The following is a 20,246-nucleotide window of genomic DNA, read 5'->3' on the forward strand; positions in this document are numbered from 1 at the left end:
TCAACGCCCGCAGCATCAGAGAGGGACGCCTTCACCCGGGTGAAGACGTCCCTCTCTTCGTCGGCGCTAGTCCCAAAATCCGCCGGCCCACGCCGCATCCCGCAGGTAGTCCCGTGCGGGGCCAACATCCCAGAGCTCTCCATGAGACTCCACCATGCCTTGGTCCCGAAGGACGTCGACAACGTCTTCGGAGCATCCCAGGACTTCAGAGAGATCCCGGGAGTTGGCCGCTACCACCAACTCATTGCGACTAGCCACTGCGGCTTCCTTCCTGATGTTGGGTCTTCGGCCGGCCTAATGCCTGTCGAGGAGTGCTGCTTCGCGTTCAACGCTCCAGCTCCGGGCATACAGTCCCAAAGCCGCTTCTTCACGGAGCGAAAGTCCCAGCCGGTTGAGAAGCATGTGTGCCTGGTAGACGGTGAGGTGCTGGGCGCTTCGGCTCAGCCGGGCTTTGTCGGCGCGGTACAGATACGTGTCTATGGTCCGAAACCAGCGTCGACGCCAGTTCTCCACTGCCGATTCAGCCGCCGTTGCCGCCATCAGCCGCTGGGTGGGCATGACCTTTGCCGCCACTTGGACCGTCATCGCCTGCCGCACGCTGGCGGCCCGCGAACCAAAGCCTGACGTGCAGCTGCGCAGATGGCTGTCCCAGTAATAGTCCCAGGAGATCCGCCGGCGGTCCGGCCAGCTGGCCGAGCGCGGGCCCTTCATCATTGCCCGTGCCGAATCAAAGAGCAGCAGGGAGCCGAGGGCCCACCTGTTCTGGACCTTGGGAAAGCGCGCCGTCGCCCATGCCCCGAGGTCGGATGAGAGCTCAAAAACTTCTTCGGCGAGGGCAAGGCCTTCGACCCCTCCGTACTTGGCCAAATCTGCTTCCATCCGCAGATTTTGCTGCTCTGTACCGCCGGGGTTCGGGCGGTCAGTTGCCGGTTCACTGTACTCGTGGGTCACCTCCAGGTGGCCGATGACTCCCGATGCCTGGTCCCGGAGCGCCGCCAGCAGGAATTTCAGCCGCTCCAAGACCTCGGGTTCCGCCAGGATCCTGAGCCGCACGTGCGCGTTTGCCGGCTCCATGCACCTCGTGTAATACCATCGGCGGGCTCCCTTGGCCTGTGCCTGGGCCGCCAGCGGGGTAACCAACTCTCCAATGATGCCGTCCGCTACATCGAAGCCCCCGGTGTAGAAGGAGAGCGTCCACCATTGTGCGGTTGAGTGAGTTCGTGAGGCGTTTCGAACTGCTGTCAGCTGACTCATGGCATGCATCCCCTCCGGGGTTGTTGCTTGGCTACCGCCGCTGGGCGGGGTCTTGCAGTTTTTCTCGTAGTGAAGGTGTTGTCGTAAAGGTGTTGATGCAGGCCCCCTAAGGGGCATCCCTTAGAGCCAGTCCCAAACCTTGCTGGTCATTTTCGTTCCCCCTCCTGTGCCTGCGGCTGATCCCCAGCCTGTGCGAGTGATTGACTCCGAAAGCTTCCCCCGCCCCGCAAGTCTTCGTCTACCCCTTCCGGTGCCCGGTTCCTGTCATGCCCCGTTTCACCCCCGGTGCCGCCGGCCCCCGCCCCCAGCCCAACGGAAACGCCCGAGATCAGCGCAGCAAACCGGCATTTTCCAGCCGTCAGCCGAGGCTCCGGGGTTAGTGGCATTAACTGGCCATGTCAGCCTTTCCATCTGTCGGACCGGAAGCCGGCCGCCACCGTGCGCGGACCGCCGATGGATAGGGTAGCCTCAGCACCACCGAAAGGAGCCGCTGCAGTGGATGATGTATGTCTGGCCGTGTACCGGTACGCCGTCAGCAGTCCCGGCTGGAGGGTTGACGAAGCCTCCGAGGCGCTGGGCTTCACCACGCGCTCCATCGAATCGGCCATCGAGCAGCTGATGGAGCGGCGCCTGCTGATGCGGGCCAACGAAGGCCCCCGGAGCAGGTTCGCGGCAGTCTCGCCGGACGTCGCACTGGCGGAACTCGTAGACCCGGACGAACGTGCGCTGCTCGATCTGCGCTCGAGGATCGCCGCGACCCGTCGGGAGCTGGCCGGCCTTGCCCATGTCTTTGCCGAAGCCAGCCGGCAGGCTTCCACCGATGCCGCCGTCGAAGTCCTGGAGGACCCGGACCAGGTGATGAGCGTCCTCATCGAGTACGGCCGCTCCGCATCCGACTGCGTCCTGATGGCGCGCCCCGGCCCGGGAGCCACTGCCGACGCGCAGGAGGAAAGCATCCAGAAGGATGTCGATCTGCTGCGGCAGGGGGTGCGGCGCCGGACGCTCTACCATTCCAGCATCCGGGACCACATGCCCACCCGCAGGGCAGTGGAGATTGTCACGGCAGCAGGCGGCGAATTCCGGACCCTCCCGCACATGCTGCTGCGGATCGTGATCTTCGACGGCAAGGTGGCCGTGGTTCCGCGCGCGCGGTGTGCTGATGACCGGGCCGGATTGGTCATCCGCGACCCCCACCTGATTCACCTCTTCGTGCGCATGTTCGATTTTGCCTGGGAACTTGGCGAGCCGTTCCTGGCAGAAGACCCGCAGCCAGGGCAGCTGAGCAGCCTGCAGCGGTCAATCCTCCGTGCCCTCGCCTCGGGGCAGTCAGATGAGGTCATCGCCCGGAGGTTGGGGATCAGCGTGCGGACCTGCCGCCGGCACATTGCCAAAATGCTGGAGGACCTTGGCGCGGAAAGCCGGTTTCAGGCCGGAGTGAAGGCGCACCGGGCAGGCTGGATTTAGACAACGAATGTTGTCTCCGCGTGAACTGAAGCGGCTAGGATATGGGGATGACTTTCGAGGAGACCTCCGCCACTGCCCTTAACGCGGAGACTCAGACTGCCCTGGAGCGGGCTGTCGCGTCGACCCACCGCCATGAAGCGCTGTTCTCGGACCGGGCGTTCCACATCAAGCAGTCGGCCGTGCGCGATGTTTTCGACATCTCCATCCGGCCCGGGCTGGTGTCCCTGGCAGGCGGCAGCCCCTACCTGCGCTCCCTGCCCCTCAAGGAGCTGGGCGAGTCGGCACGCAGCATCATTGCCGACCACGGCCTGGAATCGCTGCAGTACGGAGCCGGGCAGGGCATGGCCGAACTGCGGCGCCAGGCCTGTGAGGTGATGGCGGCCGAAGGGATCCCCGACGCCGATCCCGACGACGTCGTCATCACCACCGGATCACAGTCAGCACAGGATGTCGCCGCGAAGGTCTTTTGCAACCCCGGCGACGTGGTGCTCTGCGAGGACCCCACCTATGTGGGCGCCCTCAACGCATTCGAAGCCTATGAGGTGGATGTGCACGCCGTGCCGACGGACAGCGAGGGCCTGGTTCCCGAGGCCTTGGAGCAGAAGATCGCCGCGCTGCGCGGGCAGGGCAAGTCCATCAAGATGCTGTACACGATTCCCAGCTTCAACAACCCCAGCGGCGTCACCCTGGCGGCCGGCCGCCGGCAGCGGATCGTCGACATCTGCGCCGACGCGAACATCCTCATCCTCGAAGACAATCCGTACGGCATGCTGCGCTTTGACGGCCGGCCGCTGACGCCGCTGCGCGCCGGAAATCCGCACGACGTCCTGTATTTGGGCTCGTTCTCGAAGATCTTTGCGCCCGGCGTGCGCGTGGGTTGGGCACTGGTTCCCAAACACCTGCACCGCCGCTTTTACCTGGCCTGCGAAGCCGTGGTCCTCTGCCCGTCGCCGCTGACCCAAATGCTGGTCTCCGCTTACCTGCGGGACTATGACTGGATGCAGCACATCCGGAACTCGCGGGTACTGTATGCGGCTCGCTGCGCCGCCATGCTTTCGGCACTGTCAGAGCACCTGCCCGACGGCGTGAACTGGACGGTGCCCGACGGCGGGTTCTTCGTGTGGCTCAGCCTTCCGGAGGGCGTGGACACCTATCCCCTGCTGTACGAGGCCATCGACGCCGGCGTGGTCTTCATTCCGGGCGCTGCCTTCACCCCGTCGGATGAGCCCTCCAACAAGCTGCGCCTGGCGTTCAGCGCCGTGTCCGAGGAGGACATCCGTGAAGGAGTGCGGCGGCTGGCCCCGGTGCTGCGCCGGGCGCTGGATGCCGCTGCCGGTTAGCGGTTCCGCCGGCGCCGCTCCAGGAAGGGAAAGACGACGGCGAACAGGGCAATGATGATCAACAAGCGCCAAATCGTGCCCAGGCCCGGAAACAGGATGATGAGCAGGCTGGAGACGATAAACGCCACAGCGAGCAGCATGACCGTGCGTTTCCAGTCGATGTGCGGGGCGCCGCCTTGGCCCTGGGGGCTGCGAGGATTTGTCATGGTCCCCTGATCGTATCCGCCCGGACGCGGGACCGCAGCTCCCGGCGACCCGCGGCAGCGGCCAAACCGGCCAGTCCGCTGCCGCTGCCCGGCCAAGCGCATCCCCGGCAGCCCGCCCGGATTAGTCCAGCAGCAGCGCCGGTTCCTCGAGGATCGAGGCGACGTCGGCCATGAACCGTGCCGAAAGATCACCGTCCACCACGCGGTGGTCGAACGAGCCGCCCAGCGTGGTTATCCAGCGCGGGATGACTTCGCCGTCGAGCACCCAGGGCTTTTGCTTGATCGTGCCAAAGGCCACGATCGCGACTTCCCCGGGGTTGATGATCGGCGTTCCGGTGTCAATGCCGAGCGCGCCGATGTTGGTGATGGTCAGGGTGCCGCCCCGCATGTCGGCAGGCGGCGTCTTGCCGGCGCGTGCGGTGGTCGCCAGGGCGTTGAGCGCCACTGCCAGTTCCTTCAGGGACAGGTCCTGGGCATCCTTGATGTTCGGCACCATCAAGCCGCGCGGCGTGGCTGCAGCGATGCCGAGGTTCATGAAGTGCTTGACCAGGATCTCCTCGCCCCCCCAGGTCGCGTTGACCGAGGGGTTGCGGGCCGCCGCCCAGATGACCGCCTTGGCCAGGATCAGCAGCGGGGAAACCTTGATTCCTTCGAAATCGCGCGAGGCTTTCAGCCGCTTCACGAATTCCATGGTGCGGGAGGCATCCACGTCCACGAAAATACTCACGTGCGGAGCGGTAAACGCGCTTTCGACCATCGCCTTGGCGGTGGCCCGACGCACCCCCTTCACCGGAACGCGCTCAATCCGCTGATCCCGTGGCTGCTGGGCCCCGGCCCAGAAGGTGTCGGCCGAGTCCTGCTCGGAATCACGCTGTGCCTGATAGCTGATCAGGTCCTGCTTGGTCACTTCGCCGCTGGCACCGGTTGCCGGGACGTCGGCGAGGTTGATGCCCAGGTCCTTCGCCGCCTTGCGCACCGGCGGCTTCGCCAGCACCCGCTGGATCAGGCGGCTGAGGGTATCCTGCACGGCGGCGCCGGCAGAGGCGACGCTCTGCGGGCGGGGATCTTGGCCTGCCGGCTGCGAGGAGGGCGGCGCGGGCACGCCGGCGGTTTCACTCAAGGGAGCGGAGGGCGTGGCCTCGGCCGGGTTTGCAGTGGCCGCGGCAGGCTCAGCGGGGGTGGCGGCAGGCCGGCTGACCCGCGGCCGGCGCTTCACGGCGTCGGCCTTGGGACCGGTGCCGGTGAGCGAGGCGCTGGGCTGCTCGTCGTCGTGCGCTGCCGCCGGAACGGGCGCCGGAGTCATCGGAGCACCCGGCTGTTGGCCGCCGTCGTCCGCCGGGGAACCGGCAGTGACGCTGATGATCGGCGATCCGACGTCGACGGTCTGGCCTTCCTGCACCAACAGTGCCGAGACCGTGCCGGCGTAGGGCGAGGGCAGCTCCACCAGCGACTTGGCGGTTTCAATCTCAACGATCACATCGTTGACGGCAACCGTGTCTCCGGCCTTGACCTTCCACTCGACAATGTCAGCCTCGGTCAGGCCTTCTCCAACGTCGGGAAGGTGGAACGTTCTCTCAGTCATGGCTTCTCAATCTTCGTGTGCGGCAAGCTTCATGGATGGGCCTTCCGGCCGGCTGCCCGATCCGTCAGCGCGGGGAACGGGCTAAAAGGCGAAGGAGCGGTCCAGGGCATCCATCAGTTTGTCGATGTCCGGCAGGTAGTGCTCTTCGACCTTGGCCACGGGATAGGGCATGTGGAACCCGCCGACGCGGATGACCGGCGCCTCCAGCGACAGGAACGCGCGCTCGGTGACGCGGGCTGCAATCTCGCCGCCGATGCCGCCGAAGGTGGGGGCCTCGTGGGTCACAATCAGCCGGCCGGTCTTGCGGACCGACTCCGTTACGGTGTCGAAGTCGATGGGGGAAATCGAGCGCAGGTCCACCACTTCGACGCTCCGCCCGTCTTCCTCGGCGGCCTTCGCGGCGGCCAGGGCCACCGGCACCAGCGGTCCGTAGGTCACGATTGTGGCGTCGGTTCCCTTCCGCAGCACATGGGCAGCGAAGGGGTCTCCGGTGGGCTGTTCGGTGTCCACGTCGCCCTTGAGCCAGTAGCGCCGCTTCGGTTCGAAAACGATCACCGGATCCTGGCACGTCATGGCCTGCTGAATCATCCAGTAGGCGTCCTGCGGGTTCGACGGCGTCAGGATGCGCAGTCCCGCAGTGTGCGCAAACAGTGCTTCGGGGGATTCGGAGTGGTGTTCAATGGAACCGATTCCGCCGCCGTAGGGAATGCGGATGACCACCGGGGCACTGAGGGCGCCTTCGCTGCGCGAGTGCATCTTGGCCAACTGGGTGGTGATCTGGTTGAACCCCGGGAAGACGAACCCGTCGAACTGGATTTCACAGACCGGTCGGTAGCCGCGCAGCGCGAGTCCGATGGCGGTGCCGATGATGCCCGATTCCGCCAACGGCGTGTCCATGACCCTGCTGGCGCCGAAATCCGCCTTCAGCCCTTCGGTGACGCGGTACACGCCTCCGAGGTCGCCAATGTCTTCGCCCATGAGCAGGGACTTTGGGTTGGCCGCGAGACCGGCGCGCAGCCCGGCGTTGATGGCCTTGGCCATGGTCATGGTGCTCATGCGGTGGGCTCCTGGGAGTCGGCGAAGCCGGCCTCGTACCGGCGGTGGAAGTCCAGTTCCTCCTGGATCAGCGGGTGCGCTTCGGCATACACATCGGTGAAGGCGTCTTCGAATCCGGGTGCCTGCATGGCCAGGACGTCCTCGCGGAGCTTGTCGGCCATCGCCTGTCCGTCCTTGGCCAGCGTGTCGAAGAAGGCATCATCGGCAAGGCCCGCCGCGCGCAGGTGTTTCTCCAGCCTGGTCAGCGGATCGCGCGAAACCCAGGCTTCCTCATCGGCGCTGAGACGGTACTTGGTGGGGTCATCGGCGGTCGTGTGGGCGCTCATCCGGTAGGTGAAGGCCTCGATCAGCACCGGCCCCTTTCCGGAGCGGGCGTGTTCCAGCGCCCAGCGGGTCACCGCGTGGACAGCGACGACGTCGTTGCCGTCCACGCGGATGCCGGGGAAACCGTAGCCCTTGGCGCGGTTGGCGAGCGGAATCCTGGACTGCACTTCAGTGGGCACCGAGATGGCCCAGTGGTTGTTCTGGCAGAAGAAGACGACAGGGGCGTCATACGAGGCGGCGAAGACCATGGCCTCATGGACATCGCCCTCGGAGCTGGCGCCGTCACCGAAGTAGGCCACTGTGGCTGCCTCGGGGAGCTGCGGTTCCGCTGCCTGGTCCCGGGCCATTCCCATCGCGTAGCCGACGGCGTGCGGCACCTGTGCGGCCAGGACCAGGGTGTAGAGGTGGAAATTGGCCTCGCTGGGGTTCCAGCCGCCGTGCGAAATACCGCGGAAACGGCGCAGCAGGTGGGACAGTTCCAGGCCGCGGGTCAGCGCGACGCCGTGCTCGCGGTAGGTCGGGAACACATAGTCCTGGGGCTGCAGAGCGCGGCCCGATCCGATCTGCGCACCTTCCTGCCCGGTCATGGGCACCCACATCACGAGTTCGCCCTGCCGCTGGAGCGCCGTGGCTTCCTGGTCAAAGCGGCGAATCGTGAACATGTCCCGATACAGCCCGCGCAGCTCCTCAGCGCCCAGCTCGGCGGCATAGGCGCCGTAGCTGCTGTCGTCCAGCCACTCCCCTTCGGGGGTCAGCAGCTGCACCATGCCGGTGCCGTCGGCAGGGCCGGCGGCGGTCGGTGCAGCGGTGCCCGGGGCGGCGGTGCCGCTCTGGCCACGGCTGGTTATTGGGGCGCCGCCGGCGCTCGAGCCGGTGCCCACGGCGCCGCCGGCGCCGCCGGGCAGGCGGGAGCCATCACCGGCTGCCGTTCGGGCAGGCGAGTGTTTGAGGTCCATGCTTACTCCTCGCCGGGACAGCCACCTGGCCGACCCGTGCTAGATATATGCCCGCCGGGGAATAGATCACCCCGGGGAGCATATATGCGGAACTTACTTCCCTCAGCCTAACGAGCGCACAGGCCCGGACCGCACTTAGGACACGCTAGGAAACGCGTGGTCCCTTTGTATAGGTCGCACAGAGATCCAAGAATCGCGTATTGGCTTCCTCCTCACCGACGGTGACCCGAACCCCTTCGGTGCCGAAAGCCCGGACGGCGATGGCCCTCTGCTCCGCCAACGCTGCAAACTCGGGGGTATTGTCGCCGAGTGCCAGCCAGACAAAGTTTCCCTGCGCGTCCGGAATCCGCCACCCGAGCGCCCTGAGCCCGTTGACCACGCGTGCCCGCTCTTTCACCAGTTCTTGTATTCTTTCCACAAGTTCCCCGTGGTGCCGCAGCGACGTGACTGCTGCGGTTTCGGCGAGCTGGGAGACGGCAAACGGCACGGCAGCCACCCGCAGGTATTGCGTGATCGGCGGGTGTGAGACAGAGTACCCGACCCGAAGTCCGGCCAGTCCCGCCCCCTTCGAGAAGGTCCGCAGCACCACCACGTTGGGGTGCCGGCGGTACATGTCAATGCCGTTCACCGCCTCGGGGTCGCGGACAAAGTCTTCGTAGGCTTCATCGATCACGACAATCACGTCGGAAGGCACCTTGGACAGGAAATCCTCCACCTGGCGGGCGGTCAGTGCCGGACCGGTGGGGTTGTTGGGAGTGCAAAGCAGGACCACGCGGGTCCGCGGAGTGACGGCGGCGGCCATCGCCTCGAGATCATGCGTGCCGTCCTCCCGGAGCGGCACTTGGACGCTCTCGGCACCGGACAGCCCCACGCTGATGGGATACGCCTCAAAGGAACGCCACGGGTAGATGACCTGGTCCTGCACGCCGTTTTCGTCTTGGCCGGCGAAGGAGGCCAGCAGCTGGTTCAGTGCGCCAAGGCTTCCGCCGCCGGTGACGATGTCATCAGCCGGGACGTCCAGGAAAGAGGCCAGCTCGGTGCGCAGAGCGGTGGAGAGCGGATCCGGGTAGCGGTTAATGTCCTGCCGGCCGCTGATCGCCTCCAGGACCACCGGAAGCGGAGGAAAGGGGTTTTCGTTGGAGGAGAGCTTGTAACTTTCCAGTCCGTCGATGACGGCGGGCGGCTTTCCGGCCGTGTAGCGGGGCAATGCACCCATTACGCTGCGGGGACGGATCTCCGGGGCCGGAACGTCAGCTGCGTTGGTGTCATTCTCGGTAGTCGTCATCCCTCAACCCTAATAGCGTCCGCTTCCCGGCAGAGGCACGGCCGCGGCGTATGACACCACGACGCCACACAGGACCGCGGCCGGCCAGAACGGCAAACGCGGCGGACGGTGTGCCAGCATGTAGGCATGCGCTTTCTGATTCGGATCCTCATCAACGCCCTGGCAGTGTGGGTGGCAGGCCTGCTGCTGCCCGGCATCGCGGTCATCGAAACCGGCGGCGCCCTGACCGGCGATCCCACTGTCGATCTGGTGCTCGCCTACCTTTTCATCGGGTTGCTCTTCGGCCTCGTCAATGCCCTGATCCGTCCGGTCGTCAAGCTGCTGTCGCTGCCGCTGACCATCCTGACCCTGGGCCTCTTCACGATCGTCATCAATGCGGGGATGCTCATGCTCACCTCCTGGCTGAGCAGCTATACGCCGGTGGAACTGGCAGTGGACTCCTTCTTCTGGACGGGCATCCTGGCCTCGATCATTGTCAGCGTGGTGTCCCTGGTGGCGGGCTCACTGACCGGGACCCGCCGGTAACCAGAATCCCGGCGGCGCGGCTGGACCCACCGGCATCGGCAGCGGCGACACCGGTTTCGGCAGCGGCGGGACAGTTCCCTGCCGGGGCGGAGGCAGCGCCGGGACCGTGCCCTGCCGGGGCGGCCGCTGCGCAGGAGATTGAGAAGCCGGTTTCCTGGAGAGCTTGAACAGGCCCCGCGTGGCAATGGTTCCGGGCGCGATGACCTCGGCCAGGTGCGCCAGGGACTCCTTCAGCGACGGATCACCGCTGGCGTCCGCCTGTGCGGCAAGGTCCAGGTAAACATCAAGCTGATGCGCCGGACCCAGGCCGCCGTCGCCTCCCTCAGGCACCGGTGCAGTGCCCGTGACGGTGATGCGATCTCGCGTATCGGGGTTTGATGCCCCGTCGGCGCCGGTGGCCCAATCCTCGGCATGCTCCAAATGCAACGCCCTGACGCCCTCGGGAAGGTCCCGGCCCCCGCGCGGCGCGGCCGCAGTCAAAACCATTTCCATGGTGAACTCTCCGTCCTGCGCCAGTCGCGCAGCGATGTTGACCGCATGAATTCCGCCCTCGCTGTAGCCCGTCAGAATGACTGAATCCCCGGGTGATGCTCCGGACTGCCGCAGGGCTTGGGCAACGGCTTCGGCCACATACCGGCTGTCCCCGCCCATGCCTTCGACGTTCCCGAGACTATCGAACGGATTCGATATACCCAGTGCTGGATCGTCCTGCGTTCCGGGCAGCGTGACGATCTGCAGCCGCTGACCGCCGCGGACAACCGTGAGAATTTCGATGACGCCGGCGTCCTCCTCCTCCAGGAGGCGGACGCGTTCCAGGAGACTCCGGGCGGTGCCGCCCAGCCGGACCTTCCCGTGGTTTCCGGCCTGTTTGCTGACGGCGATCGGTCCGAGGAACCCGTGGCGGCTGAGCCTGGACTCCAGCTTTTCGGCGGCGCCCTCCGTGTCCGGAAGCATCAGTTCGCTGACTATCCGATCCGGGTATCCCCAGCCGTTGTGGCCCCATAGGTACAACGCCAGCCCCAGGGCGGGGACGCCGCGCTGAAGGGCTTTGAGCTCCTTTTCCACCCGTCCTTCAACCTCGAGATAGTTCTCGCCAGCTTTCCGAAGGCGCCGCGCCGCATCCTCCAGTTCCTCGATGCCCCGGAGGAGACCTTGAACTGCTGCATCCACCGCATCTGCAGCTCGGGCTGCCGCCTCAGGCAACGCGCTGAGCCCGCGCAATCGAAAGCAGAGATCCGTGCCGCGGAACCGCAGGTCCTGCAGCCGTTCGGAGGTGTCCTCCAGCTTTCCTCCGGTTGCTTCGAGCTCGCGGTATTCCACGGCAAGTCCCCTGGACCCGCCCTTGACTATGGGACCGCCGGGATCCTCGGTCGATGCGAGCGCCGGGGCCTTCATTTAGCTGTCCCCCGCGTTCAGCAGCCGCAGTTCGCCCGCATACCGGACGAGCACTTCCGCAGCGGCTTCAAAATCGCGCACGGTTGTGGCCATGCGGCTCACGCACCCGTGCAGAAATTCCGCGAACTCGTCGGCAGCTTCGGAGCGCCATTCCATCCTCTGCAGCTGTGGAAGGTCCCGTTCCAGCGACTCCAGCTCCTCAATCGCGGCCTGCACATATTCGGCTCCGGCTTCTGCTTCCGACATACCCGGCGGATTGTCCCCGTAGACCGGATCCATTTGTTTCCCCTATCCCGACTGCTTGCTCCGTTCCCTGCGCCTCTGTTCTCCCACGTAACCGCACGGGCCAGTGCCGTCCTCGGATCAGTTGTGGATAAAAGCGCGCAGAGGCGGCCGCAGGCGCCGCAGTGGAGGACAGGTCAGCGGACGCACAGCAGCGAAGCTTGAGCAGCTCTCATTGATGAGGAAACAGTGGGAAACACGGACGGGAGCCCGGCTGCCGCGACGCGGCCGGACTCCCGTTCCCGGTGGGGACCGGCCGCGCGGGCCGGTACTCCCGATGCTCCTCAGACCGTCGTTGCTTCTGTCTGGGCTCACCTACTGCTCGAAGGTGGCGGTGAGCACTCCCCTGCCGAGCGTGTGGCCGTACAGGTTGAACGCCAAGAAGGCCGGGGTGGCGTTCTCGGGGAGTCCGAGCGATTCCACATCCAGTGCATGAACCGCTATGTAGTACGTGTGCAGTCCGTTTCCGGGAGGAGGAGCGGCACCCAGGAACTGCTTGAGGGAGAGATCGTTGGCCAGTTGCCAGGCGCCGTCGGGCAGGCCGGCTCCCGTTGGCGAGCCGGCACCGGTCTCCAACTCGTTAACCGCGGCGGGGATGTCGGCCACGGCCCAGTGCCAAAACCCGGATCCCGTCGGCGCTTTGGGGTCGTAGACCGTGACGGCGTAGCTCTTGGTGCCCTCCGGGGCTCCGCTCCACGACAATTGGGGCGAGACATCAGCGCCTCCGGCGCCGAGGATGCCGCTGCGCTGAGGAACCGGCCATTCTCCGCCGTCGTCGACATCGGCGGACGTCACGGAGAATTCCGCAACCCCCGGGAGATCGGCAAAGGGATCACGCGGTTCGGTCATTGTTGCTGCCATGATTGCTCCTAAATGAATTGCTGGTGCATTTGGTCGACGATGTATTCCGCCTGCCGTGTCGCCAGGGCAACGATCGTCAGGGTCGGATTGGCCGCCGCGCCGGTGGTGAACACGGAACCGTCCGAGACAAAGAGATTGCTGATTTCATGGGACTGCCCGAAGGCATTGACCACGCCGTCCTCGGGGCGTGAGCTCATTCGGGCCGTGCCGAGGTTGTGGGTCGAGGGGTACGGCGGGGTGTGCGTGGTGTCATCCGAGCCGACGGCCGAGTACAGCAGGTCCGCCTGCTGGTAGGCGTGTTCCCGCATGGCCACGTCATTGGGATGGTCGTCGAAATGCACGTTGGGGACCGGCAGCCCGAGCGGATCCGTGACCGCACTGTTCAGTGTGATCCGGTTGGATTCCTGCGGCATGTCCTCCCCAACAATCCACATTCCGGCGGTGTTCAGGTACTCCGCCATCACATGGGCAAACGTCGGTCCCCAGGTACCCGGATCCACGAAGCTGGCGAGGAAGGCCGGCCCGAGGGAGAGCGTTTCCATGTAGTAGCCGCCGGAGAAACCCCGGCCGGTGTCATGCCGTGATTCATCCGCGATGATCCCGGCCATGGTCTCTCCGCGGTACATCCGGACCGGCTGGTCGAAGCGTGCGTAGACGGATCCGGTGGTGTGGCGCATGTAGTTGCGCCCGACCTGGCCGGAATAGTTGCTGAGGCCGTCCGGATGCCTGGAATCGGCGGACATGAGCAGCAGCCGCGGCGTTTCGATGGCGTTGCCGGCCACGCACACGGCCCGGGCCAGCTGGCGCTGCACCTGGCCGTCGGCGTCGATGTAGATGACCCCGTCCGCCTTTCCGAACGCATCCACGGTGATCTGCACGGCCTGCGAGTTCGGCCGCAGGTCCAGCAGCCCGGTTTTTTCCGCCTTGGGGATCTCGCTCACCAGGGTGGACCACTTGGACTTGTTTTTGTCTCCCTGGAAGTTGAAGCCGTCCTGGATGCTGGCGGGCCGGCCGTCGTAGGGTTCGGCATTGGTGGCGTAGGGGCCGGTGGCGTAATGCCGGTACCCGATCTTCTCGGCGCCGTTGGCAAAGACCTTGTAGTTGTTGTTGGCCGGAAGGGCCGGCCGCCCATGGCGGTGCGTGCTGCCCATCTTTTTCTCGGCCGCGTCATAGTACGGCTCAAGATCCGCCAGGGATATCGGCCAGTCTTCGAGGTTGGCCCCCTCGATCCGGCCGTAGGTGGAGCGTGCCGTGAACTCGTGAGCCTTGAACCGCGGTGTGGCGCCGGACCAGTGCGTGGTGCTGCCGCCCACTGCCTTGACGATCCAGGCCGGAAGGTTTGGGAAGTCGCGGGCCACCCGCCAGCTGCCGCTGGTGGTCCGGGGATCCAGCCAGGCCATCTGGTTGAAGGCCTCCCATTCATTGTTGACGTAGTCCTCGTTGAGGATGTGGCCGCCGGCCTCCAACGCCACCACCGGCACCCCGGACTTCGTCAGCTCATACAGGACCGTGCCCCCGCCCGCGCCGGTGCCGATAACCACCACTGCAGATTTGTCGTCAAACTCGATCTTGGCCACTATTCGCCCCTTGCTTCACGCCGGGCGAAGCCCGAACTGGGTCCAACACCTGACAGTTCATCCGGACCCGCCGCTGCGGCGGCAGCCGGAACGGCACCGCCGCCGGCCGCTTGGCCGGCCGCCGCGGGACGGGCTGACGCGACCGGCACCGCGGCCACACGGTAGGGCAGGGGGCCCTGGTCCGGCACCTGTTCCTCCGACTCGTCGATCCGGGGCTCCGGGAGCCAGTCCAGGTCGTTGAATCCCCGATGCAGATAGCCGCCCTGGTCAAAGGACGATCCCTCGTAGCCCAGCGCTTCCCAGACTTCGGGATCATCGTAGAAGTTCAGCACCGTGGTCCGCCGGATGAATCCGAAAAACACCGAGTCTTCGATGCGGCGCAGGACGCTCATCGCCTCCTCATCGGAGAGGTCGATGAAGCGGTGCTCGTCAGCGGCGGCGTTTAGGGTGGCCAGCCCCTGGACGAGCTCAATGCGGAACCAGGTGGAGGCGGCGGCTTCGGCAGCGATTTTCGCAGCCGTCCGGGCGTACGGCCCGTCCGGGAACCCGGGATGCGGGAACGCTACCCGGAGGATCCGGATGAGCGTGGACTGGGCCTCCTCGGACAGCTGCGTGGCGTTGAGGGATGGATACTTGGCTGGAAGTTTCATCGGATCTCCTTCGATCAAATGAGTCAAATGCGTTGAAAATCTGGGAACAGATGCCGTGCAACCTAGTAGATGTTGCTGGGGCGGACCATGCCTTCGGCCAGGTCGCCGAATCCCGGGGCGTAGATCTCCCCCGGATGGTTCAGGACCTCCTCCACCACGAGGGTCTCCGTGGTCAGCAGCAGCGCGGCAATGGACGCGGCGCTCTGCAGGGCCGAACGGGTGACCTTGAGCGGGTCAATCACGCCGGCTGCAAACATGTCCCCGTATTCGCCGGTCATGGCGTTGAAGCCGGTGCCTACGCTCGATTCCTGCACCGTCTTCACCGCCTCTTCACCGTCGTACCCGGCGTTGATGGCGATCCACCGCAGGGGTTCCTCCAGGGCGCTGTGCACAATGTCCCTGCCGATTCCGGCGTCCCCGGCCAGGTTGAGCCCGGCCAACGCGGGCTGCGCCTGCACCAGCGCGGTGCCGCCCCCGGCCACGATGCCTTCCTCCACCGCCGCCCGGGTGGCGGAGAGTGAGTCTTCGACCCGGTGCTGCTTTTCCTTCAGTTCGACGTCCGTCGCGGCACCGACCCGGATCACGGCCACGCTGCCGGAGAGCCGCGCGATCCGCAGCTGGAAATTGTCCTGGTCGTGATCGTTTTCCGCCCGGGCCAGCTCCCGTTCAATCTGCTGGATGCGGGCGGTTACCTCCTCCTCGGCCCCCGCCCCGCCGACTATCGTGGTGGAATGCTCGGTCACGGTGATCCGCCGCGCCCGGCCAAGGTGCTCAATCCGCACGTTTTCCAGCTTCACGCCGGAATCGGTGCTGACCACGGTGCCGCCCATGACGGCCGCAAGGTCCTCCAGCTCAGCGACCCGGCGGTGACCGAAGCCGGGTGCCCGCACGACAGCGGACCGGAACGTGTCATGGACGTTGTTGGTCACCAGCATGCTCAGCGCCGGTCCGTCCATGTTTTCGCAGAGAATCAGCAGCGGCTTGTTGGAGCGCTGGACCTGCTCCAGCACCGGCATCAGGGTTTGGACCGTGGTGATCTTCTGATTGGTCAGCAGGACGTAGGCGTCGTCCAGTACGGCCTCCATGCGGTTCTTGTCCGTGACGAAATACGGGGAGATGTAGCCGTGGTCAAACTCGACGCCGTCCACAAAGCTCAGCCCGAGCCCGAACTGCGGCCACTCCTCCACGGTCACCACCCCGGAGATCCCGACCTGAGCCATGGCGCTGGCCAGGACGTTGCCGATCTCCGGGTCGTTGTTGGCCGAGATGGTGGCAACCTGGCGCAGGTCCTCCTCCCCCGCCACCTTGCGGCTGCGCGCACCGAGGAGCTCGACGACGGCGGCCACCGACGTCTCGATGCCGCGCTTGATCTGCATCGGGTTGGCGCCGTCGTTCACTGCGGCCAGGCCCTCGCGGACCAGGGCCTGCGCGAGCACGGTGGCGGTGGTGGTGCCGTCCCCGGCGACGCCGTTGGTCTTGGTGGCCACCTCCTTGACCAGCTGCGCGCCCATGTTCGAGAACGGGTTGCGCAGCTGGATTTCCTTGGCGATGGTCACGCCGTCGTTGGTGATGGTGGGAGGGCCCGTCAGTTTTTCCAGCATCGCGTTGCGCCCCTTGGGGCCCAGCGTTACCTTGACCGCGTCGGCAAGGGCATTGACGCCCTCCTCCAGCAGCCGACGGGCTTCCGCATTGAATTTCAGGTCTTTTGCCATGTAGCACGCACCTTCTGTAGTTCGATGACTTCCCGTTGCTCGGTACCTTGGTTGGGCCGCTGTCGCGGCTGCGGATGAATGGGCGGGTTGGCGCTGTGGGCTTACGGGACCAGGATGGCCCTGCCGCGGACCCTCCCCTGGTCCAGGTCAGTCAGCGCCGTGTCGAATTCCGTCAGCGGATAAGTGGAGGTGTGCAGGGTGACCTTTCCGTCCGCCGCCAGGGACATCAGTTCCACGAGGTCGTTGTAGGAGCCGACCAGGTTGCCAATGAAGTTGATTTCGCTGGAAATGATGTCGATCGTGGGCACCTCCAACCGGCCGCCGTAGCCGATCACGAAATAGCTCCCCGCCTGGCGGAGCATCGCGATGCCATCCTCGATGGCACCGCCCTCCCCGACGAAGTCCAGCACCACCTCGGCGCCTTCTCCGCCGGTCAGAGCCAGCACGGCGTCGACCTGCCCGCCGTCGGCCACCACGGTGTGCCGGGCACCCAGATCCTTGGCCAGCTCCAGGGCCTCCGGGGAACGGTCCACGACGATCATTTCCGCTGCGGACAAAGCCGCCAGGACTTGAATGCCGATGTGGCCGAGCCCGCCGGCTCCGATGATGACCGCCCGATGGCCGGGCCTCAGGATCCGGGCTGCCTTGGCCACCGCGTGGTACGCGGTGAGGCCCGCGTCGGCGAGGGCTGCCACGTCCGCCGGCTGGAGGGACGGATCGAGTTTGACCACGGAACGGGCCGTCGTCTTGAGATACTCGGCGTAGCCGCCGTCGGAATCGATGCCCGGGAATTTGGAGTTGGCGCAGTGCACGTCGTCCCCGGCCCGGCAGGCCCGGCACAAGCCGCAGGTCGCCAGCGGATGCAGGATGACCGGGTCTCCGGGGGCGATGTTCGTGACGGCGCTGCCCACCTCCTCGACCCAGCCCGCGTTCTCGTGGCCGATGGTGTACGGCAGCTGCACACCGGATTTTTCCTCCCACTGGCCCTCGATGATGTGAAGGTCAGTCCGGCACACGCCCGCGCCGCCCACTCTGACAATCACGTCCATCGGCCCGTCGACCGTGGGCCGCGGCACCTCCACCAGCTCCGGCTTGGAGTTGTAGAGCCCCAGCTGCACGGCTTTCACGGCTGGACCGGCATCAGGTCAAAGCCGATGTACTCGGCTGCCTCTTCGGGGTTGGCGAAGAGCATGGTGCGGTCATCGAAATGCACCATGCGCCCGTAGTGCGTGGACATGATTTCCTCGAAATCCGTCTGGTCGAAATCCTGGCCGAGCTCTTCTCCGATCTCGGCGAAATCGAACGTCAGGGTCTCGGTGCTGTCGACCCGGATCATGGAGGGAAATTCCACCAGCTTCACCCCGGGCTTGCGGCCCATGACCTCGGCAACGACATATCCGTTCTGGTTGTTCATGAGGGTGACACCGCACATGTTCGAGGATCCGGCGACAGATCCAAATACCATTTCGTTCATCAGTTCAGCTCCTTCGGTACGTCGATTCCGAGGTCCTTCAACAACAGGGTGCGGAGGCCGTCCTTTGCCGCCTCGAACGATTCAGCGAACGGCATCACGCGTTCCAGCGGCTGGGACCAGATGGGCTGAAGGTCCTGTGCCGCCTTCAGGCTTCGGGGCACCCAGACCGCCAGCCACTCGGACAGCTTCGCTTTGTTGGCTTCACCGTGCGCTTCATCGCGCACCAGCATGGCGAACAGCGCCCTGGTGTAGGCCTGGTCGCGGCTGTAGTCGTGTTCCCCGGAGCCCACCAGGCTGGGGGTGACGTAGTCACCGTTGCGGGCAGCGATCTGCATGACCAGGTGGCTCCGGAACAGCACGCCGACGAGCTGCTCGTAAACCACGTTGGTGGCGAAGACTGCCTCGGCCCAGTCGCTGGCGGCGGTCAGGAGCTCGACGTTTTCCCGGACACCCTGCCAGACCGGATCGGTCTGCCACACCTCCCGGTGCACGTCGCCGTTGAACCCCTCGACCACCTCGCTCAGGTCAAGGTTGTACAGCGCCAGGTCCTGGGCGAAACGCAGCTTGTGAGCACTGTTGACGGCCACGGCGGTGTTGATCATGTTGGTGGGGCCCGAGCGCTGGACGGCGGTGAACACATGCAGGCCCAGACCGTGCTCTGCGTGCATCCACGCACCGAGGTTCCGTTCCACGAACCGGGTCCAGGCCGGCGTCCAGCTGTCATAGGCCTTGGCCAGCTGGGCGTTGGCCAGGTTCTGCTGCACCTGGCGGACCACATTGGCATTGTTGCGGAAAATGGTCTGTTCCCACTCGCCGTTCGGATCCCGGAACTGGTGCCAGTCACTGGATTTCAGCGCGGTCCATTCCTTGGGATAACCCCCGGGGCCGTCACGGAATCCGTAGATCCAGCCCTGATAAAGATGTCGTTCCGGATCAGGCTGCACGTCGAGAGTGACGTCTTCATACATGGTGGCCCGCAGCTTTTCGGGAGTGAAATAGCTGTACGACCGGCTGGTGGAGCTCGGGAATTCCAGCGCGCCGGCTTCGGCGTCAGTGAATTGCGGCTTGGGAAAGCTGCGCTCCGGATTTTCGGGCTTGGCCGCTGTGGGTGTGCTCATGGTGATGCTCGCTTTCCTCAGTCTTGCGGAACCGTGGTTGTGAATTTGTCGAAGAAGACCTGCTCGCGCGGGACATTTTGGCTGTCCAGGAAGGCCATGGCGGCGTCGACCATGGGAGTCGGCCCGCACAGGTACAGGTCGGTCCCGGTCAGGTCAGCTTCGCGGCGTTCGAGGACGTCGGTGACCCGGCCGACTTCGACCGCCATCCCCAGGTTGGTCCCGTCCGCCGCGCCGCCGTCGGAGAGGCAGGGAATGAACGTGAAGTCAGCGAGCCGGCTGCCCAGCTCGCTGATCTCGGCCAGATAAAAAAGATCCGCGGCGGCGCGGGCGCCAAAGTAGAAATGCACCGGCCGTGGATTCTGCGTCTTCGCCAAATGGCGCAGCAGGGACAGGATCGGCGCCAGCCCGGCGCCGCGGCCCACGCAGACGATGGGGCGCTCCGATTTGTCCCTGATGGTGAAGGATCCATAGGGGCCGGCCAGGTCGAGTTTGTCGCCGACCTTCAGCTCGGACTCCAGCAGGGCGGAGAACCTTCCGCCCGGATACCTCTTAATGATGAATTCGAGCTCCGGACCGTCGTCGGGAGTCATTGCCATGGAGAAGGAGCGGTGCTCCGGCGTGCCGGGGATCACCAGGTCCGCGTACTGGCCCGGTTTGAACTGGAACCGCGCGGATCCGGCCGGCAGCAGCTTCAGCGACACGATGTCAGCCGTCAGCGCAGTGATCGCCGTGACGGAGGTGGTCAGATTCTGCAGGGGAACCGCGTTGCGCAGCTCGTCCTCGTCAAAATTGATCAGTTCAACTTCGCAGTCACTGTAAACATGCGTCTTGCAGAGCAGGACGTACCCTTCCTCGCTTTCCGACTCGGCCAGCGCGAAAGTGGAATACCGGTCCATCTGGACATCGCCGTCGAGCAGGAAGGACTTGCAGGCGGAGCATTGGCCTTCCCGGCAACCGTGCATCAGGGAAACCCCCTGCCGGAACGCCGCATCCAGGACGGTTTCGTCCTCGTCGACGTCGATCTCAAGTTCAACCGGTTCGAAGCGGACTTTGTGGTTCCTGCCCATTCTTTCTCCTAGCAAGTGTCTTTCTCCGGCCAATGCGGACGGTGGCGGTGGCCTTGGCCGGCCGGCTGGCCCGGAAGCGGCGCCAGGCGCGTGCAATAACGCCGCTTCCGGGTGATCA

At 65.5% G+C, this 20,246-nt stretch carries 20 protein-coding genes; 3 read left to right on the top strand and 17 right to left on the bottom strand.

The features are described from left to right. Positions 1-66 precede the first annotated feature (66 nt). Both QNO08_RS16485 and QNO08_RS16490 read right to left on the bottom strand, forming a co-directional pair. Positions 67-258: a hypothetical protein gene (locus QNO08_RS16485; RefSeq protein WP_229966355.1), complete on the bottom strand. Its 192-nt coding sequence runs from the start codon at positions 256-258 to the stop codon at positions 67-69. A 36-nt stretch (positions 259-294) separates the two neighbouring features. After that, complete coding sequence (locus tag QNO08_RS16490) at positions 295-1,254, bottom strand: lantibiotic dehydratase C-terminal domain-containing protein (RefSeq protein ID WP_229966356.1); 960 nt, start codon at positions 1,252-1,254, stop codon at positions 295-297. Between the two features lie 495 nt (positions 1,255-1,749). On the opposite strand from QNO08_RS16490, the gene QNO08_RS16495 reads away from it, so the two are divergent. Beyond that, positions 1,750-2,718, top strand: coding sequence for a helix-turn-helix transcriptional regulator (locus tag QNO08_RS16495; RefSeq protein WP_229966357.1), 969 nt, complete (start codon positions 1,750-1,752; stop codon positions 2,716-2,718). A gap of 47 nt (positions 2,719-2,765) precedes the next feature. Then, entirely contained in the window at positions 2,766-4,058 is a 1,293-nt protein-coding gene (locus tag QNO08_RS16500) for an aminotransferase-like domain-containing protein (RefSeq protein ID WP_229966358.1), read from the top strand. Here the strand turns inward: QNO08_RS16500 and QNO08_RS16505 are convergent. From QNO08_RS16505 to QNO08_RS16525, 5 genes are all read right to left on the bottom strand, one after another. Continuing rightward, positions 4,055-4,264: a hypothetical protein gene (locus tag QNO08_RS16505; protein ID WP_229966359.1), complete on the bottom strand. Its 210-nt coding sequence runs from the start codon at positions 4,262-4,264 to the stop codon at positions 4,055-4,057. The two genes, QNO08_RS16500 and QNO08_RS16505, sit on opposite strands and share 4 nt — an antisense overlap. Positions 4,265-4,385: 121 nt before the next feature. After that, positions 4,386-5,846, bottom strand: a complete 1,461-nt coding sequence (locus QNO08_RS16510; protein WP_229966360.1) for a dihydrolipoamide acetyltransferase family protein — start codon at positions 5,844-5,846, stop codon at positions 4,386-4,388. 81 nt (positions 5,847-5,927) lie between these two features. Beyond that, on the bottom strand, positions 5,928-6,902 hold the full coding sequence (locus QNO08_RS16515) for an alpha-ketoacid dehydrogenase subunit beta (protein WP_229966361.1): 975 nt from the start codon (positions 6,900-6,902) through the stop codon (positions 5,928-5,930). Next, entirely contained in the window at positions 6,899-8,182 is a 1,284-nt protein-coding gene (gene pdhA, locus QNO08_RS16520; RefSeq protein WP_442860511.1) for a pyruvate dehydrogenase (acetyl-transferring) E1 component subunit alpha, read from the bottom strand. Before pdhA ends, QNO08_RS16515 begins: the two co-directional genes overlap by 4 nt. Positions 8,183-8,327: 145 nt before the next feature. Then, complete coding sequence (locus tag QNO08_RS16525) at positions 8,328-9,467, bottom strand: histidinol-phosphate transaminase (protein ID WP_229966362.1); 1,140 nt, start codon at positions 9,465-9,467, stop codon at positions 8,328-8,330. Positions 9,468-9,593: 126 nt separating this feature from the next. Between QNO08_RS16525 and QNO08_RS16530 the strand changes: the two genes are divergently transcribed. Then, positions 9,594-9,992: a phage holin family protein gene (locus tag QNO08_RS16530; protein WP_229966363.1), complete on the top strand. Its 399-nt coding sequence runs from the start codon at positions 9,594-9,596 to the stop codon at positions 9,990-9,992. Here QNO08_RS16530 and QNO08_RS16535 read toward each other — a convergent pair. The 10 genes from QNO08_RS16535 to QNO08_RS16580 form a co-directional block, all read right to left on the bottom strand. Next, complete coding sequence (locus QNO08_RS16535; RefSeq protein ID WP_229966364.1) at positions 9,969-11,387, bottom strand: alpha/beta hydrolase; 1,419 nt, start codon at positions 11,385-11,387, stop codon at positions 9,969-9,971. The two genes, QNO08_RS16530 and QNO08_RS16535, sit on opposite strands and share 24 nt — an antisense overlap. Further along, on the bottom strand, positions 11,388-11,666 hold the full coding sequence (locus QNO08_RS16540) for a hypothetical protein (RefSeq protein ID WP_229966365.1): 279 nt from the start codon (positions 11,664-11,666) through the stop codon (positions 11,388-11,390). Between the two features lie 318 nt (positions 11,667-11,984). Continuing rightward, complete coding sequence (locus QNO08_RS16545; RefSeq protein WP_229966366.1) at positions 11,985-12,530, bottom strand: YbhB/YbcL family Raf kinase inhibitor-like protein; 546 nt, start codon at positions 12,528-12,530, stop codon at positions 11,985-11,987. Positions 12,531-12,538: 8 nt separating this feature from the next. Beyond that, positions 12,539-14,107 carry a GMC family oxidoreductase gene (locus QNO08_RS16550; protein WP_229966367.1) on the bottom strand — a complete coding sequence of 523 codons (1,569 nt, stop codon included), beginning with the start codon at positions 14,105-14,107 and terminating at the stop codon, positions 12,539-12,541. Next, a complete protein-coding gene (locus QNO08_RS16555; RefSeq protein ID WP_229966368.1) occupies positions 14,107-14,757 on the bottom strand; it encodes a gluconate 2-dehydrogenase subunit 3 family protein in 651 nt (216 codons plus the stop codon). The genes QNO08_RS16550 and QNO08_RS16555 overlap by 1 nt, the downstream gene beginning before the upstream one ends. A 62-nt stretch (positions 14,758-14,819) precedes the next feature. Further along, entirely contained in the window at positions 14,820-16,469 is a 1,650-nt protein-coding gene (gene groL, locus QNO08_RS16560) for a chaperonin GroEL (RefSeq protein ID WP_229966369.1), read from the bottom strand. A 101-nt stretch (positions 16,470-16,570) separates the two neighbouring features. Continuing rightward, the gene (locus QNO08_RS16565; RefSeq protein WP_229966370.1) at positions 16,571-17,596 is read right to left on the bottom strand and encodes an NAD(P)-dependent alcohol dehydrogenase; all 1,026 of its coding nucleotides are present in this window, start codon (positions 17,594-17,596) and stop codon (positions 16,571-16,573) included. Next, positions 17,593-17,943 (bottom strand): propane 2-monooxygenase effector subunit MimD, encoded by a 351-nt coding sequence (gene mimD, locus QNO08_RS16570; protein ID WP_229966371.1) that lies wholly within the window; start codon positions 17,941-17,943, stop codon positions 17,593-17,595. Before mimD ends, QNO08_RS16565 begins: the two co-directional genes overlap by 4 nt. Further along, positions 17,943-19,061 (bottom strand): aromatic/alkene monooxygenase hydroxylase subunit beta, encoded by a 1,119-nt coding sequence (locus tag QNO08_RS16575; RefSeq protein WP_229966372.1) that lies wholly within the window; start codon positions 19,059-19,061, stop codon positions 17,943-17,945. The genes mimD and QNO08_RS16575 overlap by 1 nt, the downstream gene beginning before the upstream one ends. 17 nt (positions 19,062-19,078) lie before the next feature. Beyond that, complete coding sequence (locus QNO08_RS16580; protein WP_229966373.1) at positions 19,079-20,128, bottom strand: 2Fe-2S iron-sulfur cluster-binding protein; 1,050 nt, start codon at positions 20,126-20,128, stop codon at positions 19,079-19,081. Positions 20,129-20,246 lie beyond the last annotated feature (118 nt).

The sequence above is a fragment of the Arthrobacter sp. zg-Y820 genome, assembly GCF_030142155.1.
Taxonomy (GTDB): domain Bacteria; phylum Actinomycetota; class Actinomycetes; order Actinomycetales; family Micrococcaceae; genus Arthrobacter_B.